Raw genomic sequence first — 25837 nt, 5'->3', positions numbered from 1 at the left:
AATGGATTTCCCGTTCGGAAACGCTGGGTTTCGGGATCAACCGGTAGCGCCGTCCCGAAGCGCGGCCTATGTGGAGTTCAGAAACGGAGCAGCCACATGTCGCAATCATCCGCCATCGCCGCCGGTACCAGGATCGGCCACGTCCATCTCAAGGTCGCCGATCTCGATCGCGCGCTCGGTTTCTATTGCGGCGTGCTCGGCTTCGAGCTCATGCAGCGGATGGGATCGGGCGCGGCCTTCATCTCGGCCGGCGGCTATCATCACCACATCGGGCTCAACACCTGGGAAAGCAAGGGCGGCTCGCCGCCGCCGCCGGGCACGACGGGACTGTTCCACACCGCCATCCTCTATCCGACGCGCCCCGCGCTGGCGGATGCGCTGCACCGGGTGCTCACGGCCGGCATCGCGCTGGATGGCGCTAGCGACCACGGCGTCAGTGAGGCGCTGTATCTGCGCGATCCCGACCAGAACGGCGTCGAGCTGTACTGGGACAAGCCGCGGGAGCAATGGCCGTTCGGGGAGGATGGGAAGCTGGCGATGTTCACGAAGCGGCTGGATGTCGATGCGCTGCTGAAGCAGCGCGAGCGGTGAGTGTGTGTGCGGCGGTCGCGCTCAGCGCAGGAATCTCATGACCCATCCCGCGGCATAGAGGCCGAGACCGAATATTGCATGCGTGAGCAGGGTGTTGAGACGCACCATGTTTGGACGTGGCGCCCGCCGCGCCGCAAGGCCGAGCCCAAAGCCTGGTTGCATGATCAGGAAAGGAGCCGTTGCGCTACCGATCCCCACGATCATTGCGGGACCGATCGCCGGGGAACGCAGCCAATCGAGTCCCCAGATGGCGAGCAAGATCGCCGCGAACACGATGCCGATCAGGTAGTGAGCGGCCCATCCGATCAGGCGTTCGCCGCGAACCGATGCCGCCGCCGCGATAGCTTTATGGAAAAATCGACCACGCGCCAGGTGGATCAACCAGCGACCAACGAGGCCGTAGTCGAGCGAAGGGATCGCAAAGAGGTATGAGCGGACGAGCGCCCAAACGTCGGTCGCGGCCGTCGCGGCGCAGCCGACCAGGACAGCGCATGTCAGGAGATCCAGTACTCTAGGCATCTGGCACCTCGCCAGAAGCAGCGGATGGGGTCTCTGCATCGACCATCCAGCATGCGGCGGTGAAGCAGATCGCGTCTTTCTGGACATAGCCGTCGAAAGCCGGACGCACCGCCTCGACAATTGTCCGACGTAGCTGGGGATCCGCATCCTGCAGGATCGTTCCGACAGGGCCGAGCCAGCTGATGTAGCGAACGAGCTCGCTCGCAGGAAAGCTGCAAGGGATGTCGACGGCCCGAATCTCGATCCGCGTCCATCCGGCCGCCCGCAGGATGCGTTCGATCCGGCGCGGATCGGCGAAGGCGAACTGACCCGGGCCGTCCGGGCGGCGGGCCGGAAGTTCCGGCAGGAGAGGCGCGGCGGCGCGCTCGGCCGTGGTCATGAACGGAGTCTCTGCTGCGCTTCGCCAGGCAATGAAGCGCAACCTGGCTCCTTCGACGGTGGCGCGCCTCAGATTGCCGAATGCCGCGATCGGATCCGCGAAGAACATGACGCCCAGGCGCGAGACGATCGTATCGAAGCTCCCGGGCTCAAATTCGTAGCTCTGCGCATCGGCGCAAACAAAGTGGGCTGGCGTGCCCTCGTGCCGTGCACGGCTGAGGGCTGCTCCAATCATCGGCGCCGAAATGTCTATTCCCACGGCGCGGCCGTGCTCGGCGAGTCTTCGGGCGATGGCCACCGTGACGCCCCCGGTGCCGCAGCCGACGTCAAGCACGCGGCGCGCCGCTCCCACCGGTACGACCTCGCAAAGGGGCGCCTCGAACTGGCGGAACATCTGGTCAAGAATGTCTTGCGCTTCGGTCCAGGCGCGCCCGGCCGGCCCGTTCCAGAGCCTCATCTGCTCGTAATCTGTTTGTTGCACAGCGTTCATGGTCAACTCCCGTCTTGCTTGGCCGCGTCGGACCACTGCATAGTGCCAGTTCAAGTTGACTTGAGGTCAAGAGGATGAAGACGATCGACATAGCGGAGGTGGCGCAGAGCTCCGGCATTCCCGCTTCAACGCTGCGCTTCTATGAAGAGAAGGGATTGATCACCTCGATCGGAAGGCGCGGCTTGCGTCGGCTGTTCGATGCAGGCGTGATGGAACGACTGGCACTGATCGCATTGGGACGCTCAGCCGGATTCTCGCTCGACGAGATCGCCCGGATGTTCGGACCTGACGGGCGGCCGTGCATTGATCGTCGGAAGCTGGCGACCAAGGCCGAGCAACTGGACGGGACAATCCGCAGATTGATCGCCATGCGTGACGGGCTGCGGCATGCCGCCGTCTGTCCCGCCCCAAGCCACATGGAATGTCCGACATTCCGCCGCCTGATGCGGGCGGCGACATCCGGCGCAATCGAACGAAAGTTCGCGGTGCCGCAGCCGTTGCACGGAACGACCAGCAAGCGTCGCGCGCGCTGAGCCGCAGCCTAAAGCGCGATGAGATTGGGATGAATCGTCATCGCGCTTTAGGTTGTTGTTTGTGCATGATCTTTTCGGAAAACCGCTTCGCACTTTTCCGGATCATGCCTAGGCGACGTCTCGCCCCCGCACCAGGATCAGCGCCGCGGCCGCCACTTCCAGTACGATGCAGAGATAGAACGGCAGCACATAGCCGCCGGACCAATCGCGCAGCAAGCCGACGACGCCGGGGCCGAACGCGTAGGTCACCTGGTTGATCGCCGTGTTCAGGCTGATCAGCACGCCGAACGAGGCGGGGGCGAACTCCTGCTGCACGATCAGCGACGGCAGCGTGATGAGGTTGCCGACCGAGAAGCCGAACACCGCGCAGGCCGCGATCAGCACGTAGTCGTTCTGCACATTGATGACGACGCACAGCGCCGCCGCCTGGCTCAGGAACGACAGCGCCGAGGCGAGCCGCTGGTTGAGGCGGTCGATCACGAGCGAGAACAGCACGCGGCCGACCACCGCCATTGCCGTCAGCACAGCAACCGCCATCGCGGCCCGCTCGCGGCCGACCACGGGATCGAGGAACGAGATCAGGTGAACGATGAAGCCGACCTGCGCGAACAGCACCAGCGCAAAGGCAATCGTCACCGTGAGGAAGCCGACATCGCGCAGTGCCCAGGCGCGGATCTCCGTCGACGATTGCGGCTTCGCTCTTGCCGCCAGCTGCCAGCCGTGAAGATCGGGCGGGCGGCCGACGACGAGCAGGATCACCGGAACGAGCAACACCAGCATGGCGCCGGCGGCGGCGTACATCGCGCCGGCAAAGCCGATACGGCCGATCAACATCACCAGCAAGGGTACCCCGACGATGCCGCCGAAGCTGGCGCCGTTCAGCGCAAGGCTGATGGCCATGCCACGCTTGTGGTCGAACCAGAGGCTGATCGTGTTGGTGATCATGGCGAGACTCGTGCCGGCCCAGCCGAAGGCAAGCACGGCGTCGGCGAGATACAGCTGCCAGGGCTCGCGCACCGCGCCGATCGCAACCGAGGCAGCCGCCATCGCCAGCGTGCCGGCGATGAGGCAGATGCGCGGGCCATATTTCCGGACGGCTTCGCCGACGAAGACGACCAGCAGCGCGCCGAACAGATAGAAGAATGTGGTGCCGGACGAGATCAGCGAGGCCGGCCAGCCCCGCGCGCGCTGGAGCTCGGCGACATAGACGCTCTGACCGTAGAAGCCGAGCCCCAGCCGAAGGTCGCGAGCAGGAAGCAGACGGCGACGATGCGCCAGCCTTCGTAGCGAAGGGAGGATTCGTCAATTGGAATTGTGTGGCGGGGATTGTTGAGCATTTCTTTGCTCCTCGCCGTCATTCCGGGGCGATGCAAAGCATCGAACCCGGAATCTCGAGATTCCGGGTCCACCCTTCGGGTGCCCCGGAATGACGGTGGAAATTGAAGGACATTGATGGCCTGATGAGCCTGTTCATGACGGCCATCATGTAACGACGCCGACCCGAAATCACTTCGAGCTGGATCGAACTATCGACGCTGCTGACAATCTCCCGCCAACTAGTTGCGCATGGCCTTGTCGGAAAACCGCTGCGCACTTTGAGCTAACGCGGCCCTTCGGGTCCGGATCATGCGTCACACCGCGTCCGGGAACTCGCCCATGGCCGCCTCCAGCCGCGCCTTGCGGCGGCGTGCCCAGGAGACCAGCGAGAGCACGGCAAGGCCCAGCACCACCGGCGGGAACACCACCATGTTCACCGCGGACCAGCCGAAATTGGCCAGCAGCTGGCCAGAGGAGAACGAGCCGAGCGCCATCATGCCGAACACCAGGAAATCGTTGAAGGCCTGCACCTTGTTGCGCTCCTGCGGCCGGTGCGTCTCGAGCACCAGCGCGGAGGCCCCGATGAAGGAGAAATTCCAGCCGACGCCGAGCACGATCAAGGTGGCCCAGAAATGCATCGCGGTGAGGCCGGAGAGGCCGATGCCGGCGGCCCCCGCTTCCAGCAGCAGCCCGGCGGCGACGATTCTCGGCGCGCCGAAGCGCGCGATCAGCGCACCAGTGAAGAAGCTCGGGCCGTACATGGCGACGATGTGCCATTGAATGCCGAGATTGGAATCGGACACGGACAGGCCGCACATCTTCATGGCGAGCGGCGCCGACGTCATCACCAGATTCATCACGGGATAGGAGATGACGCCGCATAGCGCCGCTGCGATGAAGCGCGGCTGGGTCACGATGGTGAGCAGCGGCCGGCCGCCGTGCAGATCGGCCGGCCCGGGCTTGGGCATATCGACGCCGGCGACGATGCCCATCGCCACCAGTGCGACGCCGGCCTGCACCAGGAAGCTGAAGGCGAACAAATAAGGCGACCAGACGTCCATGGTCCATTGCACGAGCTGCGGGCCGAGCACGCCGGCGAACACGCCGCCCGCCATCACCCACGACACGGCCTTGGGCCGATAAGCGGCGCTGGCGCCATCGGCGGCGGCGAAGCGATAGGACTGCGCCACGGCGCCGTAGAGGCCGCCGAGGAAGGTCGCGAGGCAGAACAGCGCGAACGAGCCGTGCAGGATGGCGAAGCAGCCGAGCAGACCCGTCAGCGCGCCAAGGCCGGTGCCGACCACGAAGGCGGCGCGGCGGCCGAAGCGGCGCGAGATCGCGCCGGTCGGCAGCGTGCCGGCGGCGAGGCCCACCACGTACATCGAGATCGGGACTGTCGCGAACGACATGTCGGGTGCGAGCGTGGCGCCGACGATCGCGCCGGTGGCGAAGATCACCGCCGAGTTGGCGCCGGTCAGCGCCTGCGCGGCCGCGAGGCGCACCACATTGGCACGCACGCGCGCGTCGTCGGCGATCTCGTTGGCTGTCGTCACATCCAGCATCGGCTTTTCCGCCCCCAGGGGCTCTCAAGGAGCGCGTTGATTCCCGGCACTATGGAGGGACGCGGGAGGGCGGACAACCAGCGCAAACGGGCGCGGGCCATGCCTCTGACGCAATCAGGCCGATCATACCGGAGCAGGCCCTTGACGGCTTGCGCTCGATCAAATCCTATCCGCCGCCCCTCCAGGAGTTTCGTCCATGTCCGCCGACGACAGGCCCACGCTTCAAGCTCCCGACGACGATCCCTGGCTGTGGCTGGAGGAGATCGAAGGCAAGCAGCCGCTTGATTTCGTCGAGCGGCAGAATCAGCTGACGCTCGCCGCCTTTGGCGGCGCAGCGTTCGAGCGCGACCGCGACGTCCTCGCCGCGATCTACGATCGTTCCGACAATATTCCCTATGTCAGCCGGCGCGGCCGCGATCTGCACAATCTCTGGAAGGACGCCACCAACCCGCGTGGCCTGTGGCGACGAACCACGCCGACGGAATTTCGCAAAGCGAGTCCCGCGTGGGAGACGATTCTCGATATCGACCAGCTCGCAGCACAGGAAGGCGAGGACTGGCTGCTCAGCCAGATCGCCACGATGCCGGGAAGTTCGCGGGCGATCCTCAGCCTGTCGCGCGGCGGCAGCGACGCGGTAAGCTTGCGCGAGTTCGACGTCGCCACGAAGAGCTTTGTCGCTGATGGATTTACGCTGCCGGAGGCCAAGGGCGGCGTCGACTGGCTCGATGCCGACACGCTCTTGCTGTCCAGTGCTTATGGCGAAGGCATGACGACGAGTTCGGGCTATGCGCGGACCGTCCGGCTGTGGCGGCGCGGCCAGGCGGTCGAGCAGGCGGAGGTGATCATCGAGACCGCCGCCGATCACATGATGATCTACGGCATGAGCGACGACACCGGAGCAGCGCCGCGGGTCTGGATCATCGACCAGATCGATTTCTTCAATCACGCGATCTGGCTGCGCGATGCGGCCGGCGCGACGACGAAGCTCGATCTGCCGACCGGCATCTGGATGCAGGCCCATGGCGACTGGTTCGCGATCAAGCTGCGCAAGGACTGGTCCGTCGAAGGCCGCAGCTATGCCACCGACACTGTGCTCGGCATCTCGCTGTCAGCGTTCCTCGCCGGCAGCCGCGATTTCGCGGTGCTGTTCGAGCCGGCGCCGCGGCGCGCGCTGCAAGGCCTGTTCTGGGCCGCTGGCAAGCTGGTGCTGTCGATCCTCGATGAGCTCCAGCCGCGCTTCGACATCTGCACGCCGTCGGCGACCTCATGGAGCCGAAAGACGCTTCCTGGCCTGCCGCAGATCGGCGTCGTCGACGTCTGGCCGCTCGACCGCCATCCCAGCGAGAGCAATGGCGACCTGCTCGCCAATGTGCAGGACCCGCTGACGCCGCCGTCGCTGCTGCTGCTCGAACGCGGCGTCGAAAGCCCGATTGTGCTGAAGCAGGCGCCGAAGACGTTCACCGCCGACGGGCTCATCGTGACGCAGCACGAGGCGATCTCGGTCGACGGCGAGCGCATTCCCTATGTGCAGACCGGGCCGGCGACCGAGACCGGCGATGCGCCGGTCTACATGAGCGCCTATGGTGGCTTCGGGCATTCCGTGAAGCCTTACTACAACGCCGCGCTCGGCAAGCTGTGGCTCGAGCGCGGCGGCACTACGGTGCAGGCGAATTTGCGCGGCGGCGGCGAGTTCGGCACGCGCTGGCACGATGCCGGCCGGCTCGCCGGCAAGAAGCTCTCGCATGACGATTTCGCGGCTGTCGCCGCCGATCTCGTCCGCCGCGGCGTGACGAGCGCAAAGCGCATCGCCGCGCAGGGCGGGTCGAACGGCGGCATCCTCATCACCAACATGCTGGTGCGCTATCCCGAGCGCTTCGGCGCGCTGTTCTGCACCATCCCGCTGATCGACATGCGCCGTTACACAAAACTGCTCGCAGGCGCGAGCTGGATCGCGGAATATGGCGATCCCGACAAGGCGGAGGAGTGGGAATGGCTGAAGACCTATTCCGCCTATCACAACGTCAAAGCCGGCCAATCCTATCCGCCGATCCTGATCGCCACCACGCGGCGCGACGACCGCGTCCATCCCGGCCATGCGCGCAAAATGGCGGCGAAGCTGCAAGCGATGGGCTATGAAGCCTGGTTCTACGAGCCGGCCGCCGGCGGCCACGGCTACGGCAAGGACAACAAGGAGCGCGCCGGCTTCGAGGTGATCGGCTTCCGGTTCTTGAAGCAGAAGATCGGGTGGCGGGACGAGAGCTAGCGCCGTCATGGCCGGGCTTGTCCCGCGCATGACGTCCCGAGCTAGCCTCTCGAAAACACCAGCGTCAGATTGTTTGCGGGCATCTCGATGGTATCGACCAAGCGAAGGCCTGCGGCCTTCGCCAGGGTCTCGACGTCGCCGACGTCACGAACACCCCATTCGGGATTGCCTTCGCGTAAAGACGTATCGAACACGGCGTTGCTGAGCGCGGTGTGCTTGCCGTCGCGCTTGAACGGGCCGTAGAGGAACAGCTTGCCGTCGGCGCGCAAATAGCGGCCGGCGCCGGCGAACAGGCCCTCGGCCACGCTCCATGGCGCGATGTGGATGACGTTGGCGCAGAACAAGGCGGCAAGGCTTGTGGGCGCCTGCCCGCTTCGCATCTCCGGACACCAGTCGGGATCGGTGAGATCGATCCGCAGGGGCGGGCGGATGTTTTGCAGGCCCGAATGGACGCGCCAGGCCTCGATGCTCTTCAGATGTCGCTGGTTGAGATCGCTCGGCCACCAGACGAGGCCGGGCGTCTGGCGGGCGAAATGGACCACGTGCTGGCCGGTTCCACTGCCGACCTCGACCACGTTGCCGGTGAGGCCAGCCAGATGCTTTTCCAGCGCCGCCCAGAGCGGCTCGTGATTGCGATGGAAGGCCGGCGCATCGAGCCGGCCGTCAGGCTCGACCCGTCCGCCGTCCCTGCCAAATTCGACGACATATTCAGCCAAAGTGAGGTCCCCTTGAAAAACCGAGAACGCGATGAAAACAGGATGAGCGCCCAAACGCCCTGGAAACAGCCGCCGGCGCCCATGCCCATTGGGGCCAAATCGACCGAACAAATAATCTCTTCAGTTGCAATGCGGAAGATATTAACTCCAATTTGCCGCGTGCATAGTCTTGATTGTCAGGGGCAGCCCTTTGTGCTTTGGAACGCCTATTTCGCGATCGAGACCATCGCCACAACGCCCTCGGAATGACGCCTTGACCGCCCTTGTCCGGATGCCCGTCCTGTTCCTCCTGCTGGCCATCGCCGCCGGCTTCGCAAGCCCTGCGCGGGCACAATCCGCCGTGACCGAGGGCCAGAAGCTCGCCTTCGACCGCGGCAAGGGCAATTGCCTGACCTGCCACGTGATCAAGGGCGGCGACCTGCCGGGAACGATCGGCCCGGAGCTGAAGGACATCAAGTCAAAATACCCCGATCGCAACGAGCTGGTCGCGATCATCTTCGACGAGACCAAGCGCAACCCGCAGACCATGATGCCGCCGTTCGGCCGGAACCGGATTCTGACCGAACAGGAGATCAGCGCGATCGTTGATTTCCTGCAAACCCTGTGACTTCAGGCATCCCAGGAGAGTTGAGATGACCACCACCACCGGCCCTCTTCCGACCCGGCGCCTGATCCTTCAGGGCGCAGCCGGCGTCGCGCTGCTCGGCCTTGGCAATCTGCCGTTCGGGGCTACGTCGGCGCTCGCGGCGGCGAACGACAAATATCCGGAAGAGGCGTTCAAGCTGAAGAACGAAGCGGACGCGATCAAGGCGCTCTACGGCAAGACCGCCGAGCCCTCGGACAAGATCAAGCTCGATGCGCCGGAGATCGCCGAGAATGGCGGCGTGGTGCCGATCTCGGTGACGACGACGCTCGACAAGGTCACCTCGATCTCGTTCTTCGTGGCCGAGAACCCGAATGCGCTGGCCGCGTCCTACAGGATTCCCGAAGGCACGCTGCCGGGCGTCGCCAATCGCCTGAAGATGGCCAAGACCACCAACGTGACCGCGATCGTCGAAGCCGACGGCAAGCTCTACAGCGCGACCAAAGAGGTCAAGGTCACCGTCGGCGGCTGCGGCGGCTAGGCGAGGGAGATCGACATGGCATCCAGCATTCGCGTCCGCGCATCCGCCAACGGCGACATCACCGAGGTGCAGACATTGATCCAGCATCCCATGGACACCGGTCTCGTCAAGGACTCCAAGGGCGAGCTGATCCCCGCGCATTTCATCCAGCGGCTGAAGTTCGAATGCAACGGCAAGGACGTCTTCGTCGCCGATTGGGGCACCGCGGTCTCCAAGGACCCCTACCTCAAGTTCAGCTTCAAAGGAGCCAAGAAGGGCGACGAGCTCAAGATCTCCTGGATCGACAACAAGGGTGCGTCGGACACGACCACCGCGAAGATTTCGTGATGAAGGCCCGCACCTCGCTCCTGCTTGGCTCGCTCAGCGCCGCGCTGGTCGCGTTCGCGCTGACCTCACCGCACGTGGCCGCGGCCGACAAGGTCGATCCGGTTGCCGATGCCAAGGCGTTCCAGAACTTCTTCTTCCAAAAATTTCCGGACGTGAAGCACGAGGATTTCGTCAACGGTCCCTATTCCATGAACGCCGATATGAAGCGGCAGTGGCAGGAGAAAGAGGAATTTCCGCCTTACGAGTTCGCGCTCGATGCCGGCAAGGAGATGTTCGCGACGCCGTTCAAGAACGGCAAGACCTATGCCGACTGCTTCCCGAACGGCGGCATCGGCATTCGCCAGAACTATCCCTATTTCGACACCAAGGAAGGCAAGGTCGTCACGCTGGAGCTCGCGCTCAACCGCTGCCGCGAGGCCAATGGCGAAGCGCCCTACTCCTACGTCAAGGACGAGATGGCCTCGCTGACGGCGTACATGGCCTACACCTCGCGTGGCAAGCCGATGGACATCAAGATTCCCGACGATCCCCGCGCGCTCGCAGCCTTCGAGAACGGCAAGCGCTATTTCTACACCCGCCGCGGCCAGCTGAATTTCTCCTGCGCGAGCTGCCATGTGCAGAGCCCGGGCGAGCGCATCCGCGCCGAGATCCTGGCGCCGGCGCTCGGCATCCTGAACGCGATGCCGATCTATCGTTCCGAATGGAGCGGCATGGGCACGATCAGCCGCCGCTTCGTCACCTGCAACAGCCAGACCCGCGCGGTTCCGCTGGAGCCGCAGTCGGACGAATATCGCGACGTCGAGTATTTCCTGTCCTACGTCGCCAACGGCCTGCCGATTTCAGGCCCGGGAGCGCGGCCATGAAGCTGTCACTACCCTTGGCCATGCTGCTCGCCCTGAGCCTCGCGCCATCCGCACGCGCGGCCAACGAGGCTGACTACAAGGCGGCTTATGCCGCTGCCGAAGCCGCCTCCAAGGAGGCCGCCGGCATGCGCAACCAGTGGACGGTGACCGTATCGGCGCTCGCCGCCGCGAGGAAGGCGGCCGACGGCGGCGATTTCGACCGGGCGGTTGCCGCCTCGAAGGAAGCCGAGGCGCTGGCGAAGGCGTCGATCGTCCAGGCGACGTCCGAAAAAGAAGCCTGGAAGGCCATGGAAATCCGCTAAAGCGCGATGCGATTAGGATCGCCATCGCGCTTTAGCTGTTTGTTTGAGCATGATCTTTTCGGAAAACCGCTGCGCACTTTTCCGGATCATGCTTTAGACTTGAGCGCGTTGAACTGTCGTAGCCGAGCATAGGCGCGGAGAATCTGGGATGGCCATCCGCCGCCGCGAATTCCTGAAGAGTACAGCCGCTGTCGCCACCTCGCTCAGCCTGCCTCGGCTCGCGCGCGCCGCGGAGGCCGCGAGCATTTACGACCTCGAACGGTTCGGCAATGCGCGGATCCTGCACACCACCGACACGCATGCGCAGCTCAACCCGGTCTATTTCCGCGAGCCCAGCGTCAATATCGGCATCGGCGAGATGGCGGGCCGGCCGCCGCATCTGGTCGGCCGCGCCTTCCTGGAGCGGTTCGGCATCCGGTCCGACAGCGCCGATGCCTACGCCTTCACCTGCTTCGAGTTCGAGAAGTCCGCGGGCCGCTTCGGGAAGCTCGGCGGCTTTGCCCATCTGAAGACGCTGATCGACCGTTTGCGCGGCGATGCAGGCGAGAAGCGCTCCATGCTTGTCGACGGCGGCGATCTCTGGCAGGGCACCGGGCTTGCCAACATCATGCAGGGCCGCGACATGGTCGAGGTCGCCAACCTGCTCGGCATCGAGGCGATGACAGGACATTGGGAATTCACCTATGGCGAGCAGGCGCTGCGCGACAATCTCGAGCGCTTCAGGGGCGAGTTTCTGGCGCAGAACGTTTTTCTCACCGAGGAAGCCGCGTTCAATGATGCGCCCGCCTTCGACAAGGCCAGCGGGCGCGTGTTCAAGCCCTCCATGATCAAGGAGCTCGGCAGCCACCGCGTCGCGATCATCGGCCAGGCGTTTCCTTATGTGCCGATCGCCCATCCCAAACGGTTCACGCCCGACTGGACCTTCGGCATCCGCGAGGAAGAGCTGCAGAAGCACGTCGATGGCCTGCGCAGCACCGAAAAGGTCGATGCGGTCATCCTGCTCTCGCACAACGGCATGGACGTCGATCTCAAGCTCGCAAGCCGCGTCACCGGCATCGACGTCATCCTCGGCGGGCATACCCATGACGCCGTGCCGCAGCCCATCCCGGTGAAGAACGCCGGCGGTACGACGCTTGTCACCAATGCCGGTTCCAACGGGAAATTTCTGGGCGTGCTCGATCTCGCTCTCGACAAGGGCAAGGTCGGCGATGTCAGATATCATCTGCTGCCTGTTTATTCCGAGCTGCTCAAGCCCGACCCCGCCATGGCCGAATTGATCGGCCGGCTGCGCGCGCCGCATATGACCGACTGGGCGGATAAGATCGCCACCCCGGACCGTCTGCTCTATCGCCGCGACAATTTCGCAGGACCCATGGACGAGCTGATCTGGACCGCGTTGCGCACCGAGCTCGACGCCGAGATCGCGCTGTCGCCGGGTTTTCGCTGGGGCGTCACCGCGCTGTCGGGCCAGGCGCTGACCATGGAAGATGTGCTCGCGGAGACCGCGATCAGCTATCCCGAGACCTATGTGCAGGAGATGACCGGCGCAGAGATCAAGGATGTGCTGGAAGACATCTGCGACAACCTTTTCAACGCCGATCCCTATTACCAGCAGGGCGGCGACATGGTGCGCGCCGGCGGGCTCAGCTACACTTGCAGCCCGACCAACGCGATCGGCAGCCGCATCTCGGAGCTGAAGCTCAATGGCGGCAAGACGCTGAGCGCCAGCCACCGCTACAAGGTCGCGGGCTGGGCCTCGATTAACGGCCAGCAGGGCGCGCCGGTGTGGGATGTCGTCGCCAAATATCTGCGGTCGGGCCGAATGTTTCAGGAACGGCTCGGCAGTGGCGTCACGCTGAAGGGCGTCGATGGCAATCCAGGCATTGCGGGATAGGAATGATGCGGTCGCAAATTCTTCGCGTGCTGATGCTGCTCGCCTGGATGACGATGCCGCAGGCTTTTGCCCAGCAGGTGCCGCTTCAGGACAAGCCGTTCGCCGAGCACAAGGTCGCGCTCCAGCTCTCCGACGGCGATGTGAAGAAGCAGGCGCTGGTGCTCAGCGTCGCCAACAATCTCTTGAAGGCTTACGAGCCCGACAAGGTCGCGATCGAGGTCGTCGCGTTTGGTCCCGGCATCGATCTTCTGCTGTCAGGCAGCGAGCGCCGCAAGCAGGTCGAGAGCCTGATCGCGCAGGGCGTGCGCTTCGACATCTGCCTTAACACGGTGGACACGATCGAGCGGGAGACCGGGAAGAGGCCGGAGTTCATTCCCGCCGCGACACCCGTGCAAGTCGGGGTCGGGCAGATCCTGTTTCTGGCGGAGAACGGGTACACGGTGGTGAGGCCCTAGGGCCCGTCCGGAGTTTGGAGACACGCCACCTCGCCCCACGAGTGTCATTCCCCGCGAAGGCGGGGAATCCAGTACACCGCGGCCCCTCCGTATCTCTCACCAGAGTCGTGGAATACCTGGATCGCCCGGTCAGGCCGGGCGATGACTATGGTGAGTGGGGCCAGATAAAAATCTTCCAAATTTCACCATCTATACAGTGAATTGCTTCTCTTTCCGTCCCGCCCCGTAGTACAATCCTCGAAATCAGTTCCACGCCGGGTCCCTGCCATGATCTTCCGTCAGCTCTTCGACAGCGTTTCGGGCACCTACAGCTATCTGCTTGCGAGCCGCCCTGGCGGCGAGGCGCTGATCCTCGATCCCGTGCTGGAGAAGGTCGACCGCTATTGCCAGCTGCTGCGCGAGCTCGACCTCAAGCTGGTCAAGGCGGTGGACACCCATCTGCATGCCGACCACGTCACCGGCCTCGGCGAGCTGCGCGACCGCACTCATTGCATGACCGTGATGGGCGACCAGACCAAGGCCGACGTGGTGGCGATGCGGGTGGCGGACGGCGACAAGGTGACGATCGAGGGCCTGTCGCTCGACGTGATGTACACGCCCGGCCACACCGACGATTCCTATTCCTATCTGATGGGCGACCGCGTCTTCACCGGCGATACGCTTTTGATCCGCGGCACCGGCCGCACCGATTTCCAGAACGGCTCTTCGCGCGCACAATATGAGTCGATCTTCAACCGGCTGCTGAAGCTGCCGGATGAGACCCTGGTGTTTCCGGCGCACGACTACAAGGGCGACACCGTCTCCACCATCGGCGAGGAGAGGCGCTACAATCCACGCCTCCAGGTGCGCTCGGTCGACGAATATATCGAGCTGATGGCCAACCTTAAGCTGCCCAATCCCAAGATGATGGACGTGGCGATCCCCGCCAACATGCATGTCGGCCTGCACCAGGAAGAGCTGGAGAAAGAGGGCCGCGTGCTCAGCGCAGTCGAGGCGATCCGCTCCCTCGGCCGGCCCGACATCCTCCTGGTGGACTTACGCGAGACCAATGAACGGATGAAGCACGGCATGCTCGAGGGTGCGCTGCACACACCCTATCCGTCGGTCGAAGAGAGCCTGAAGCCCGGCGGCATGCTGCGCGAAGTCGCGGCCGCGACGGGCCGGCGCGTCGTGTTCTTCTGCGCCTTCGGCGAGCGCTCGGCGATGGCGGTGGCCGCTGCAAAGGAAGCGGGGCTATCGAACACCGCGCACATTGCCGGCGGCATCGATGCCTGGAAGAAGGCGGGCGGGCCGGTGGTGCACTGACGCCTTCGTCTTGCGGCAGATCAGGGAACCCCACATATCTTCCGGATAAATCGGGTGAAGCATCACCATCCGGGACCAGCCATGGCCAAAACCGCCAAGCCAAGCGCGCCGCCGAAGACGAAGACGGCTGACGACAAGCCAAAGACATCCCCACCTCCGCGCGAGTCCGACGACGATTACGAAGACGGCGACATAGCCACGCCGAAACGTGATCGTTACGGCAATGATGACGAGCCGTTGTGAGCGCGCTGTCGTCCCTGCGAACGCATGCTTTCGCAGGAACGATGGCGTGGAGGCGCCCCGACGCCCCTCACTTCCCCCACCCGCACTACCTGCCATGCGCCTGCGTTCATGGACAAATAACCGCTCTCCCCGATAGTTTGACCACCCCCTCCAGGACGTGAAACGGAACTGCAATGGCTGACGTTCTCGCCGCACCGCAACAAGGCAAGGCGGACAGCGCGCTGCGCACGTTGACGGGAATCTCGATCGCGCATTGGGTCAGCCATTTCCATATGCTGGTCCTGCCGATGCTGTTTCCCTTCCTGAAGGCGAAGCTCGGGGTCGGATATATCGAGCTCGGCTTCGCGCTGACGGTGTTCGCGGTCGTGTCCGGCCTGACGCAGGCGCCGACCGGCTATCTGGTCGACCATTTTGGCGCGCGAAAGCTACTGCTGGGGGGCCTCACGCTCGGCGGCCTCGCGCTCATCCTGCTCGGCCTGCATCTCAGCTACCCCGCGCTGATCGCCTGCGCGGTGCTGCTCGGGCTCGCCAACAGCGTCTATCACCCCGCCGACTACGCCATCCTGGCTGAGCACATGGACGAAGCGCGGATGGGCCGCGCCTTCTCGATCCACACCTTTGCCGGCTATTTCGGCGGCGCGGTGGCGCCGGCGATCGTTGCCGCGCTGGTCACCGTCTCCGGCGGCGTCGGCGCGCTGATCGCATCGGGCGCGGTCGGCATTGCCGTGGCGTTGCTGCTGGTCGTCATGAGCATTCCCGATGCCGGCGCACACAAGAAGAAGCCCGGCGAGGCGGCCGCGCCGAAGCAGGCCGTGATCACGCCGGCTCTGATCATGCTCACTGCGCTGTTCACGCTGCTCAGCTTGTCGGTCGCCGGCATCAACAATTTCGGCGTGGTGGCGCTGATGAGCGGCTACGGCGCCTCCTATTCGATCGCCAACGTCGCGCTGACCGCGTTCCTTGGAGCCAGCGCCGCGGGCGTGCTCGCGGGCGGCTTCCTCGCCGACTACACCGAGCGTCACGGCTATGTCGCCGCCGCCTGCTTTGCCGCCAATGCGGCAATCGTGCTGCTGATCGCGCTGGTCACGCTGCCGGCCTGGGCCTTGACCGCGACGATGGCGACCGCAGGTTTCCTCTCCGGCGTGATCGCGCCGTCGCGGGACATGCTGGTGCGCAACGCCGCGCCTCCCGGCGCCGCCGGGCGCGCCTTCGGCATCGTCTCCACCGGCTTCAATCTCGGCGGCATCGTCTCACCGCTGCTGTTCGGCTGGATCATGGACCAGAGCGCCCCGCATTGGGTGTTCGGGGCGTCCGTGATCTTCATGCTGGCGACGGTGGTGCTGTCGCCGTTCACGGAACGGAAGCCGGCAAAGACTTAAGCAGCGAATTCAGTCGTTGTCCCTGCGGCGCTCCGCTTCGCTGCGCTTGTCCGGGGCGACGAGCCGATAAATCAAAACACAACAACAAGCGAAAAGGGAAGAAACACCATGAGCACCCCTGATCTCGTGATCCGCGGCGGCACCGTCGCGGACGGAAACGGCGGCGAGCTGTTCGAGGCTGACGTCGCCATCTCCGGCGGCAGGATCAGCGAGGTCGGGAAGGTCTCCGCCAAGGGCCGCGAAGAGATCGACGCGCGCGGCAAGCTGGTGACGCCGGGCTTCGTCGACGTTCACACCCATTACGACGGCCAGGTCACCTGGAGCCAGGACATCACGCCGTCCTCGCAGAACGGCGTCACCACGGCGATCATGGGCAATTGCGGCGTCGGCTTCGCGCCGTGCAAGCCGGACGACCACACCCGCCTGATCCAGTTGATGGAAGGCGTCGAGGACATTCCCGAGCCGGTGCTGAGCGCGGGCATTCCCTGGGCGTGGGAGAGTTTTCCGGACTATATGAACTGGCTCGGCAAGCGCGATTTCGACATCGATGTCGGCGCGCAGCTGCCGCACGCTGCGCTGCGCGTCTATGTCATGGGCGAGCGCGGCGCGCGCCGCGATCCCTCGACGGCGGAAGACAATGCGGCGATGGCGAAGCTCGCGGGCGAGGCGGTACGCTCCGGCGCGCTCGGCTTCTCGACCTCGCGCACGCTCAACCACCGCACCTCGACCGGCGATTTCACCCCGACCTTGAAGGCGGGCGAGGACGAGCTCACCGCAATTGCCGGGGCCATGCAAGCCGAGGGCCGCAGCGTGCTGCAATTCGTGCTTGATCTCTCCACCATCCACGAAGATCTGCCGATGATGCTGCGGGTGGCGGACACCACAAAATGCCCGATCTCGTTCTCGATCACGCAGAACGACAAGGCGCCAAAGCGCTGGCGCCAGACGCTGGACGAGATCAACGCGGCGGCAAGGCGCGGCCTTTCCATTACCGCGCAGATCGCCGCACGTCCGGTTGGACTCCTGCTCGGCCTCGAGCTGTCACGCAACCCGTTCCAGACCCATCCGAGCTACAAGGCCATCGCCCATCTGCCGCTGAAGGAGCGGCTGGCGCGGCTGCACCAGAGCGAGGTGCGCAAGGCGATCCTGAGCGAGACGGCGACGTCGACTGACGATCCGCTGTTCTTCCGTCCCAACTACGACAAGATGTTCCTGCTCGGCGATCCTCCCGATTACGAGCAGCCGCCGGAGAACGCGCTGGGACCGCAGGCGCGCAGCCAGGGCCGCCAGCCGGAGGAGCTCGCCTATGATGCGATGCTGTCGGACGAGGGCCGCGGCATGCTCTACGTGCCGTTCCTCAACTATTCCGACGGCAATCTCGATGCGACGCGCGAGATGCTGGTCGATCCGCAGTCGGTGCCCGGCCTGTCCGACGGCGGAGCGCATTGCGGCATCATCTGCGATGCCAGCTTCCCGACCTATCTGCTGACGCACTGGACGCGCGACCGCAAACGCGGCGAGAAGCTGACGATCCCGTTCGTGGTCGCTGCGCAATCGCGCAAGACCGCGCTCTCGGTCGGCCTCGCCGATCGCGGACTGATCTCGCCCGGTTACAAGGCCGACCTCAACGTGATCGACTACGACCGGCTGCACCTGCATCCGCCGAAGGTGCATTACGACCTGCCGGTCGGCGGACGGCGATTGCTGCAGGATGTCGACGGCTATGAGGCGACGATCGTGTCGGGCGTGGTGACGCGGCGACAGGGTGAGGCCACCGGCAGACGGCCAGGGAAGCTGATTCGGGGCGCGCAGGGTCTGGCGAACTAAAGCGCGATGAGATTGGGATGAATCGTGATCGCGCTTTAGGTTGTTGTTTGCGCATGATCTTTTTTTCGGAAAACCGCTTCGCACTTTTCCGGATCATGCTTTAGAGAGGCATTGCCGCTTACCCTCCCCTGGAGGGCCCTCCAGGGGAGGGTAAGTGAGCGCGGCCCTCTTACGTCGGCGAGACCGCGCCCTTCAGCGGGGCGGGTTGCGCCGGCGCGCCACCCGTGAGCCTGGCGCGCTCCGTGTTCGGCCAGAGCAGCAACAGGCCGAGCAGGCCGGAGCCGACCATGATGGCGGCGTTGATGGTGAAGCCGGTCATGTAGCCGTCGAGCATGCTGCCGGCGCGCTGGATCACGGTGCCCATCACGTTCGGGGCAATGATGCCCGAGAGCGTGTAGAGCGCGCCGTAGATCGCGAGGATGGCGCCGCGCTGCGACACCGGCGTGAACTCGCCAAGCATGGGCGGGCAGACGACGTAGATCGCACCGCACAGGCCGGAGCCGACCACCAGCAGGGCGATCTGCAGGCCCGCGCCCTGAACATGCGGCATCATCGCCAGGATCAGCCCGCCGATCACCAGCGGCACCGAGCCGAGCACGCCACGCGCGACGCGCGTGTTGTAGCCGCGGGCCATCATCACCTGCGAGATCCAGCCTGTGAGGATCACGATGGTGGCGCCGAACACCCAAGGCAGGATCGAGACGAAGCCGGCCTGGCTCTGCGAGAAGCCGAGCCCCTTGACGATAAAGGGCGTGAACCAGGTGAGGCCGAGCGACAGCGCCCAATAAGCACCGAAGGTCGCCGCGACGCAGCCGATGAAGGTGCGCGAGGTGAGAAGCTGCAAATAGGGGACGGTCGGTTCGGTCACGGCCGCGACCTGCGTGCTCTCGATCGGGCCTTCCTTGCCGAGCGCGAGCCAGGCCGCAACCCAGATCAGGCCGACGACACCGAGCGCGCCGAAGGCATAGTGCCAGGAATGATTGACGATGACCCAGTTCAGCGCCGGCACCGCGAGGATGACGCCGAAGGCCGAGCCTTGCGAGAGGATCGCGGTCGGCAGCGTACGCTTCTCGTCGGGGAACCATTTGTAGATCGCGTGCGCGGCGACCGAGAAGGCCGGGCCTTCGCCCGCGCCGAGCACGATGCGGCAGATCAGGAGCGTGGTGAAGGAGACGGTGCCGACCATCGGAAACTGCGCCAGCGCCCAGATCACCGCCAGCGCCAGCAGCACCCAGCGCGTCGGCACCTTGTTGACGATGAAGCCGACCACGATGGCCGAGATCGAGAACAGGAAGAAGAACGAGGAGCCGAGCAGGCCGAATTGCTCGGCGCTGAGCTTCATGTCGGTCATGATCGGCACGCCGGCGAGGCCGACGACGATCTTGTCGGCGAAGTTCACCAGCATGAAGAGAAAGAGCAGAAACGTGACCGTCCAGGCGCCCTTCGGCGTTTGCCTTGTCGTCTCCCTGGACGTCCCTGCCGTCGTACCTGCCGCGGACGGCGTTCCCTGAGCGCTCATGATTCTCCCCGTCTATGTTTTTTGGCACATTTTTGATTTGGCCTGCTTGAAGCTAACAACGGCTGCGAGAGCAACGCAACCCCGGCATTTCCCCACCAAGTGTGCTACGCAACATTTCCGTTAATTCCGCCCGGCGCCATTCATCGTGCTGACGATCCGAAATCTCTCCAAGACCTTCGCCTCGGCCGGCGAGCCGGTTCACGTGCTGCGCAGCGTCGACCTCGACCTCAAGGCGGGCGAGCGCGTCGCGCTCACCGGCGAATCCGGTAGCGGCAAGAGCACGCTGCTGCACCTGATCGCCGGCCTCGATGCCGCCGACAGCGGCACAATTCGCCTGGAGGACACCGAGGTCACCAAGCTGTCAGACGCAGGCCGGGCCGAGCTGCGGCGCGACCGTATCGGCCTCGTATTCCAGCAGTTCAACCTGATCCCGTCTCTGTCGGTCGGCGACAATCTCGCCTTCCAGGCGCGGATCGCCGGCCGGCACGATGCGGCCTGGACCAAGGAGCTGGTCGAGCGGCTCGGGCTCGGCCAGCTGCTCAGGCGCTATCCGGAGCAATTATCAGGCGGTCAGCAGCAGCGCGTCGCGATCGGCCGCGCCTTGGCGACGAAGCCCTCGCTGCTGCTCGCGGACGAGCCGACCGGCAATCTGGACGAGGCCACCGCCGACGACGTGCTGGCGCTGACGCGCGACCTCGTCGCGCGCACCGGCTGCGGCTTCCTGATGGTGACGCACAGCCTGCATCTGGCCGGCACGCTCGATCGGCACGTCACCTTGCATGCGGGACGGATCGCATGAGGCGCGCGCTGTGGGTCCTCGCCGTGCTGCTGAGCCACTGGCGCCGTCACAAGATGCAGTTCGCAACGCTGCTGATCGGCCTGATCGCGGCGACCGCCTTGTGGAGCGGCGTGCAGGCGATCAACCAGCAGGCCCGCAATGCCTATGACCGCGCCGCGGCGACGTTCGGCGGCGTGCGCACGGCCATGCTGGTGGCGCCGAACGCGGCGACGTTCTCCCAAGATTTGTTCGTCAAGCTCCGCCGCGCCGGCTGGCCGGTCTCCCCGGTGCTGGAAGGCCGCGTTCAGGTCAACGGGCGCTCGATGCGGCTGCTCGGCATCGAGCCGGTGACGATGCCGGCCGATGTCGGCAACGCACCGCGCCTCGGCGCCGCGGATTTGAGCAGCTTCGTTGCTCCGCCGGGCCAGACGCTGGTGGCGCGGGAGACGCTGACGGACTTGCAGGAGCAGGAGGGCGCGGCGCCGCCGATCAGCAACGGCGCAAAGCTGCCGCCGTTGCGCGTACTGCCGCAGCTCGTGCCCGACGCGCTGGTGGTCGACATCGGCGTGGCGCAGCGGCTGCTGAACAAGCCGGACCAGGTCTCCCGGCTCCTCATCGGCAAGCCGAAGGGCAAGCCGGCGCCGCTGCAAGACATCGTCGGAGATCAGCTGCAGCGCGCGGAGCCGAATTCGGAGACCGAGCTCGAACGCCTCACCGACAGTTTTCATCTCAACCTCACCGCGTTCGGTCTGCTGTCGTTCTTCGTCGGCCTGTTCATCGTGAACTCCGCCGTCGGCCTCGCCTTCGAGCAGCGGCTGCCGATGCTGCGGACGTTGCGGGCCTGCGGCGCCTCGGCGCGGCTGGTCAACACGGTGCTGGTGATCGAGCTGGTGGCGCTGGCGCTGGCGGCAGGCCTGATCGGGCTCGTCTGCGGTTACTTCATCGCGGCGGCGCTTCTGCCCGACGTGGCGGCCTCGCTGCGCGGGCTCTATGGTGCGCAGATCCCGGGACAACTCACATTGCGGCCTGAATGGTGGCTCGCCGGCATCGGCATCAGCGTTGCGGGCGCGCTTGTCGCGGCGGCGACCAGCCTGGTCAAGGCGATCAGGATGCCGGTGCTGGCGACCGCGCAACCGCGCGCCTGGCAACAGCAGCAGCGCCGCTGGCTGGTGCTGCAGAGCCTTGCCGCCTGCGCCGTATTCGCGGTCGCGCTGCTGCTGCTCCAATACGGTGTGTCGCTGATTGCGGGATTCGGCGTGCTGGCGGCGCTGATGCTCGGCGCGGCACTGATCCTGCCGGCCTTCCTCGAAATCATCCTGCTCATCGGCCAGCGCAGCGCGCAAGGGCCGCTCTCGCTGTGGTTCTGGGCGGACAGTCGGCAGCAGCTCTCCGGACTGTCGCTGGCCCTGATGGCGCTACTGCTCGCGCTCGCCGTCAATGTCGGCGTGTCCACCATGGTGGAAACCTTCAGCCGCACCTTTATCGGCTGGCTCAACGGGCGCCTCGCCGCCGACGTCTATATCAGCGCCGCCGACAACGCCCAGGCCGTCGCGATCCGCAGCTGGTTGAGGGAGCGCAGCGATGTGCAGGCCGTGCTGTCGGGCGGCCGGGCCGAGACGCAGGTTCAGGGCCAGCCGGTGGAATTGCTTGGCCTGCCCGATCACGCGCTCTATCGCGAGCGCTGGCCGCTGCTGGAGACAGCGCCGCGCGCCTGGACCCAGCTGGTGCCGGGCAATGCCGCCTTCATCAGCGAGCAGCTCAGCCGCCGCCTCAACGTCCGCATCGGCGACGTCATCGAGGTGCCGGCGCCGGGCGGGACCTGGGAGCTCGACATCGTCGGCATCTATGCCGACTACGGCAACCCCAAGGGGCAGCTCGCGGTGAATGTCGCGGCGCTGATCCGGCAGTTTCCGCAGACGCCGCAGACGCGGATCGGCCTGATCGTCGCGAAGGACGATATCGCCGGCCTGATCGCGGCGCTGCAAAAGCAGTTCGCGCTCGACGACCGCAGCGTCGCCGACCAAGCGACGGTGAAGGCGGAATCGATCCGCATCTTCAACCGCACCTTTGCGGTGACCTCGGCGCTGAACGCCTTCACGCTCGGCGTCGCCGGCATTGCGCTCCTGACCAGCCTGCTGACGCTGGCGAATTCGCGCCTGCCGCAGCTCGCGCCGCTCTGGGCAATCGGCATCACGCGGCCGCGTCTTGCCGCGATCGAGTTGACCAAGACGCTGTCGGTCGCACTGTTCACCTCGCTCCTGGCCGTACCCCTCGGGCTCCTGGTGGCGTGGTGCCTGATCGCGATCGTCAACGTCAAAGCGTTCGGCTGGCGCTTGCCGTTCCATGTGTTTCCACTGCAGCTGGTCGAGCTGGTCGCAGTGGCGCTGCTCGCCTCGCTGCTGGCTGCGCTGCTGCCGATGCTGCGGCTGGCGCGGATGCAGCCGGCGAGTCTCGTCGAGGTGTTTGCCAATGAGCGCTGATCGGATATCCCGGCGCGCCTTTGCCGGCGGCATCGCCGCGCTCGCTCTCGCACGCCGTGCGAGCGCACAAGGTTATGCCGGGCTCGGCGAGACGGCCGACGGCTTTGCCAAGGTGACGCCGGGAAAGGCCTTTGCTTTCCCCGCCGATCACGGGCCGCATCCGGAGTTTCGCATCGAATGGTGGTATCTCACGGCGAACCTCGTCGATAGCAGCGGCGCAGCATGCGGGCTGCAATGGACGCTGTTCCGGCAGGCGGCGCAGCCGGGGCAGCAAGGCGAAGGCTGGGCCAATCAGCAGATCTGGATGGCGCATGCCGCAGTGACGCGTGCGAGCACGCACCGCTTCCACGAGGCCTTCTCGCGCGGCGGGATCGGACAGGCCGGCGTCACGGCAAAACCGTTCGCGGCCTGGATCGACGATTGGGAGATGAAGAGTTCTGAGCAGACAGGCGATCGCACGCTGGCGCCGCTCTCGCTAAAGGTCTCGGGCACCGACTTCAGCTACGCGCTGACGCTGGAGGCCGATCGTCCGGTGGTGCTGCAGGGCGATCACGGCTACAGCCGCAAGTCCGAGCGCGGGCAAGCGTCGTATTATTACAGCCAGCCGTTCTATCGCGCGCGGGGCACGCTCACTATCGACGACAAGCCGGTCGACGTCTCGGGCCAGGCCTGGATGGACCGCGAATGGAGCAGCCAGCCGCTCGATGCCGACCAGACCGGCTGGGATTGGCTGTCGCTGCATCTTTCGTCCGGCGACAAGCTGATGCTGTACCGGTTGCGCCAAAAGGACGGTCAGGACTATCCGTTCGGCAACTGGATCAGCGCCGCCGGCGACACGCAGATGATTGCGAGCAATGATATCCAGATGAGTCCGAGAGCGACGGCCGAGATCGCCGGCCGCAAGCTGCCGGTGGAATGGCAGATCGCGATTCCCTCGCGCTCCTTCTCGATCCTCTGCAAGCCGCTCAATCCGAAAGCATGGATGGGGACAGGCTTCTCCTATTGGGAGGGGCCGATCAGCTTTTCCGGCACGCATGACGGCGTTGGCTATCTCGAGCTGACCGGCTATTGAAGCGCGGTCTCAAGAGGATTCCCGATGTATCATCTCACCGCCCTCGTCACGCTGCTGGCGATCGCATTTTATTTCTTCACCTGCATCAACGTTTCGCGCTCACGCACTCAGACCGGCGTCAAGGTACCGGCGATGTCGGGCCACCCGGATTTCGAGCGCGCGTTCCGCATCCAGATGAACACGCTGGAATGGATGCCGATCTTCCTGCCGGCGCTCTGGCTGTTCGCGATCTATATCGGCGATGCCATTGCGGCTGCGATCGGCGCCGTCTGGATCATCGGCCGCGTCGTCTATTTCATCGGCTATTCGCAGGCCGCCGCAAAGCGCGGCCCGGGTTTCGCGATCCAGGCGCTGGCCGCCATCGCGCTGTGGGCCGGCGCGCTCGGGGCGGTGGTGTTGAGGTTGATGTGAGGGATGATTGTAAGCTGTCATTCCGGGCGATGCGAAGCATCGAACCCGGAATCTCGAGATTCCGGGTTCGGCGCTGGCGCGCCGCCCCGGAATGACGCTACGCGTCACTTCGTCAACGGGCAGCCGCTGTCCTTGGCGGTGAAGAACGCCTTGTCGCCGGGGACGGTGGCGAGCAGCTTGTAATAGTCCCAGGGCTTCTTCGACTCCGAGGGCTTCTTGACCTCGAACAGATACATGTCGTGGACCATGCGGCCGTTCTCGAGCACCTTGCCGCCCTGCACGAAATCGTCGTTGACCGGCAGCTCCTTCAGCTTCTTGGAAACGGCCTCCGCGTCCTTGGTGCCGGCGGCCTTGACCGCCTTGAGGTAGCTCAGCGTCGCCGAATAGGTTCCGGCGTGGATCATGCTCGGCATCCGCCCGGTACGCTTGAAGAAACGTTCGCCGAGATTGCGGGTCTTGTCGTTGAGATCCCAGTAATAGCCCTCGGTCAGCACCAGGCCTTGCGCGGCCTGGAGGCCGAGGCCGTTCACTTCGGCGAGCGTCATCAGGAGTCCGGCGAGCTTCTGGCCGCCCGAGACGATGCCGAACTCGGCCGCCTGCTTGATCGAGTTGGTGGTGTCGAGGCCGGCATTGGCGAGGCCGACGATCTTCGCCTTCGAGCTCTGCGCCTGGAGCAGGAAGGAGGAGAAGTCGGAGGAGTTGAGTGGCACGCGCACCGAGCCGACCACCTTGCCGCCATTGGCGGTGACGATCTCGCTGGTATCCTTCTCCAGCGCATAGCCGAAGGCGTAGTCCGCGGTGAGGAAGAACCACGTGTCGCCGCCGGCCTTCGTCAGCGCACCGCCGGTGCCGACGCCGAGCGCGCGGGTGTCGTAGGCCCAGTGGAAGCCGTAGGGCTGGCAGGCATCGCCGGTGAGGCGCGAGGTCGCGGCACCGACGACGATGTCGACCTTCTTCTTTTCCTTGGAGAGCTCGTGGACCGCAAGCGCGACCGAGGAGGTCGTCAGCTCCGTGATCATGTCGACGTTCTCGACATCATACCAGCGCCGTGCGATCGAGGTCGCAAGGTCAGGCTTGTTCTGGTGGTCGGCGGTGACGAGCTCGATCTTCTGGCCCAAAACCTCGCCGCCAAAATCCTCGATCGCCATCTTGGCGGCCTCGACCGACCACTTGCCGCCGTAATCGGCATAGACGCCGGACTGATCGTTGAGGATGCCGATCTTGACGCCTTGCGCGGAGGCCGGCGCCGCCAGCAACAGGGCCGACATTGCGACGGCGGTCAAAAGGGCTGATTTCATGAGTTAGCTCCCAGCAGTGTTCTGTTTTTGAAATCGCGCGGATAGTAGTGAAGAACCGCTGCCCTGCCCACCCATTTCATGTTGGTCGTTAGTATGGAGGGAGCGCGCGCACCAAACAAACGGAGTCGCCCCGGACAAGCGCAGCGCAGATCCGGGACTCATAACCACAGGCAGCGGTTCGGCGAAGACTC

General features: G+C 65.1%; 24 protein-coding genes and 1 pseudogene. 18 read left to right on the top strand and 7 right to left on the bottom strand.

Going from position 1 to position 25837, the window contains the following annotated elements:
• Positions 1-96 precede the first annotated feature (96 nt).
• On the top strand, positions 97-591 hold the full coding sequence (locus tag AC5V87_RS02880; RefSeq protein WP_456841453.1) for a VOC family protein: 495 nt from the start codon (positions 97-99) through the stop codon (positions 589-591).
• Positions 592-612: 21 nt separating this feature from the next.
• Here the strand turns inward: AC5V87_RS02880 and AC5V87_RS02875 are convergent, their stop codons facing one another.
• Positions 613-1110 carry a DUF2938 domain-containing protein gene (locus tag AC5V87_RS02875; protein WP_495369942.1) on the bottom strand — a complete coding sequence of 166 codons (498 nt, stop codon included), beginning with the start codon at positions 1108-1110 and terminating at the stop codon, positions 613-615.
• Positions 1103-1978 (bottom strand): class I SAM-dependent methyltransferase, encoded by an 876-nt coding sequence (locus tag AC5V87_RS02870; RefSeq protein WP_495369941.1) that lies wholly within the window; start codon positions 1976-1978, stop codon positions 1103-1105. Before AC5V87_RS02870 ends, AC5V87_RS02875 begins: the two co-directional genes overlap by 8 nt.
• A 74-nt stretch (positions 1979-2052) precedes the next feature.
• On the opposite strand from AC5V87_RS02870, the gene AC5V87_RS02865 reads away from it, so the two are divergent.
• Positions 2053-2511, top strand: a complete 459-nt coding sequence (locus tag AC5V87_RS02865; protein WP_495369940.1) for a helix-turn-helix domain-containing protein — start codon at positions 2053-2055, stop codon at positions 2509-2511.
• 108 nt (positions 2512-2619) lie between these two features.
• Here the strand turns inward: AC5V87_RS02865 and AC5V87_RS02860 are convergent.
• Positions 2620-3848 (bottom strand): annotated as a pseudogene (locus AC5V87_RS02860) (MFS transporter).
• Positions 3849-4142: 294 nt separating this feature from the next.
• Positions 4143-5390, bottom strand: coding sequence for an MFS transporter (locus AC5V87_RS02855; RefSeq protein ID WP_456841457.1), 1248 nt, complete (start codon positions 5388-5390; stop codon positions 4143-4145).
• Positions 5391-5586: 196 nt separating this feature from the next.
• Here AC5V87_RS02855 and AC5V87_RS02850 point away from each other — a divergent pair, with 196 nt between their 5' ends.
• The gene (locus AC5V87_RS02850; protein WP_495369939.1) at positions 5587-7653 is read left to right on the top strand and encodes a prolyl oligopeptidase family serine peptidase; all 2067 of its coding nucleotides are present in this window, start codon (positions 5587-5589) and stop codon (positions 7651-7653) included.
• A 41-nt stretch (positions 7654-7694) separates the two neighbouring features.
• Here AC5V87_RS02850 and AC5V87_RS02845 read toward each other — a convergent pair whose 3' ends face one another.
• A complete protein-coding gene (locus AC5V87_RS02845) occupies positions 7695-8369 on the bottom strand; it encodes a DUF938 domain-containing protein (protein WP_495369938.1) in 675 nt (224 codons plus the stop codon).
• Positions 8370-8622: 253 nt separating this feature from the next.
• On the opposite strand from AC5V87_RS02845, the gene soxX reads away from it, so the two are divergent.
• The 11 genes from soxX (at position 8623) to AC5V87_RS02790 (ending at position 18088) form a co-directional block, all read left to right on the top strand.
• Positions 8623-8976 (top strand): sulfur oxidation c-type cytochrome SoxX, encoded by a 354-nt coding sequence (gene soxX / locus AC5V87_RS02840; protein ID WP_495369937.1) that lies wholly within the window; start codon positions 8623-8625, stop codon positions 8974-8976.
• Positions 8977-9001: 25 nt separating this feature from the next.
• Positions 9002-9493 carry a thiosulfate oxidation carrier protein SoxY gene (soxY, locus tag AC5V87_RS02835; RefSeq protein WP_456841461.1) on the top strand — a complete coding sequence of 164 codons (492 nt, stop codon included), beginning with the start codon at positions 9002-9004 and terminating at the stop codon, positions 9491-9493.
• A gap of 15 nt (positions 9494-9508) precedes the next feature.
• The gene (soxZ, locus tag AC5V87_RS02830; RefSeq protein WP_456841462.1) at positions 9509-9820 is read left to right on the top strand and encodes a thiosulfate oxidation carrier complex protein SoxZ; all 312 of its coding nucleotides are present in this window, start codon (positions 9509-9511) and stop codon (positions 9818-9820) included.
• The gene (gene soxA / locus AC5V87_RS02825) at positions 9820-10683 is read left to right on the top strand and encodes a sulfur oxidation c-type cytochrome SoxA (RefSeq protein WP_495369936.1); all 864 of its coding nucleotides are present in this window, start codon (positions 9820-9822) and stop codon (positions 10681-10683) included. The genes soxZ and soxA overlap by 1 nt, the downstream gene beginning before the upstream one ends.
• Complete coding sequence (locus tag AC5V87_RS02820; protein WP_456841464.1) at positions 10680-10985, top strand: hypothetical protein; 306 nt, start codon at positions 10680-10682, stop codon at positions 10983-10985. The genes soxA and AC5V87_RS02820 overlap by 4 nt, the downstream gene beginning before the upstream one ends.
• A gap of 148 nt (positions 10986-11133) precedes the next feature.
• Positions 11134-12879: a thiosulfohydrolase SoxB gene (soxB, locus tag AC5V87_RS02815; RefSeq protein WP_495369935.1), complete on the top strand. Its 1746-nt coding sequence runs from the start codon at positions 11134-11136 to the stop codon at positions 12877-12879.
• A gap of 2 nt (positions 12880-12881) precedes the next feature.
• On the top strand, positions 12882-13334 hold the full coding sequence (locus AC5V87_RS02810) for a DsrE family protein (RefSeq protein WP_456841466.1): 453 nt from the start codon (positions 12882-12884) through the stop codon (positions 13332-13334).
• A 267-nt stretch (positions 13335-13601) separates the two neighbouring features.
• Positions 13602-14639, top strand: coding sequence for an MBL fold metallo-hydrolase (locus AC5V87_RS02805; RefSeq protein WP_456841467.1), 1038 nt, complete (start codon positions 13602-13604; stop codon positions 14637-14639).
• 81 nt (positions 14640-14720) lie between these two features.
• The gene (locus AC5V87_RS02800) at positions 14721-14882 is read left to right on the top strand and encodes a hypothetical protein (protein ID WP_456841468.1); all 162 of its coding nucleotides are present in this window, start codon (positions 14721-14723) and stop codon (positions 14880-14882) included.
• A gap of 173 nt (positions 14883-15055) precedes the next feature.
• A complete protein-coding gene (locus AC5V87_RS02795; protein ID WP_495369934.1) occupies positions 15056-16261 on the top strand; it encodes an MFS transporter in 1206 nt (401 codons plus the stop codon).
• A gap of 108 nt (positions 16262-16369) precedes the next feature.
• Positions 16370-18088 carry an N-acyl-D-amino-acid deacylase family protein gene (locus AC5V87_RS02790; RefSeq protein WP_495369933.1) on the top strand — a complete coding sequence of 573 codons (1719 nt, stop codon included), beginning with the start codon at positions 16370-16372 and terminating at the stop codon, positions 18086-18088.
• Positions 18089-18257: 169 nt separating this feature from the next.
• Here the strand turns inward: AC5V87_RS02790 and AC5V87_RS02785 are convergent, their stop codons facing one another.
• A complete protein-coding gene (locus tag AC5V87_RS02785) occupies positions 18258-19607 on the bottom strand; it encodes an MFS transporter (RefSeq protein WP_495369932.1) in 1350 nt (449 codons plus the stop codon).
• 145 nt (positions 19608-19752) lie between these two features.
• Here AC5V87_RS02785 and AC5V87_RS02780 point away from each other — a divergent pair, with 145 nt between their 5' ends.
• From AC5V87_RS02780 to AC5V87_RS02765, 4 genes are read left to right on the top strand one after another with little or no spacing between them, the layout of a single operon-like run.
• A complete protein-coding gene (locus tag AC5V87_RS02780) occupies positions 19753-20406 on the top strand; it encodes an ABC transporter ATP-binding protein (RefSeq protein ID WP_456841472.1) in 654 nt (217 codons plus the stop codon).
• A complete protein-coding gene (locus tag AC5V87_RS02775; RefSeq protein WP_495369931.1) occupies positions 20403-22865 on the top strand; it encodes an ABC transporter permease in 2463 nt (820 codons plus the stop codon). Before AC5V87_RS02780 ends, AC5V87_RS02775 begins: the two co-directional genes overlap by 4 nt.
• Entirely contained in the window at positions 22855-23937 is a 1083-nt protein-coding gene (locus AC5V87_RS02770; RefSeq protein WP_456841474.1) for a lipocalin-like domain-containing protein, read from the top strand. Before AC5V87_RS02775 ends, AC5V87_RS02770 begins: the two co-directional genes overlap by 11 nt.
• A gap of 24 nt (positions 23938-23961) precedes the next feature.
• On the top strand, positions 23962-24348 hold the full coding sequence (locus AC5V87_RS02765) for an MAPEG family protein (RefSeq protein ID WP_495369930.1): 387 nt from the start codon (positions 23962-23964) through the stop codon (positions 24346-24348).
• Positions 24349-24452: 104 nt separating this feature from the next.
• Here AC5V87_RS02765 and AC5V87_RS02760 read toward each other — a convergent pair whose 3' ends face one another.
• Complete coding sequence (locus tag AC5V87_RS02760; RefSeq protein WP_456841476.1) at positions 24453-25646, bottom strand: ABC transporter substrate-binding protein; 1194 nt, start codon at positions 25644-25646, stop codon at positions 24453-24455.
• Positions 25647-25837 lie beyond the last annotated feature (191 nt).

This window comes from Bradyrhizobium sp. SOJA106 (genome assembly GCF_059448745.1).
The sequence above is the reverse complement of the archived record's forward strand: the minus strand, read 5'-3'. Positions and strand labels throughout refer to the sequence as shown.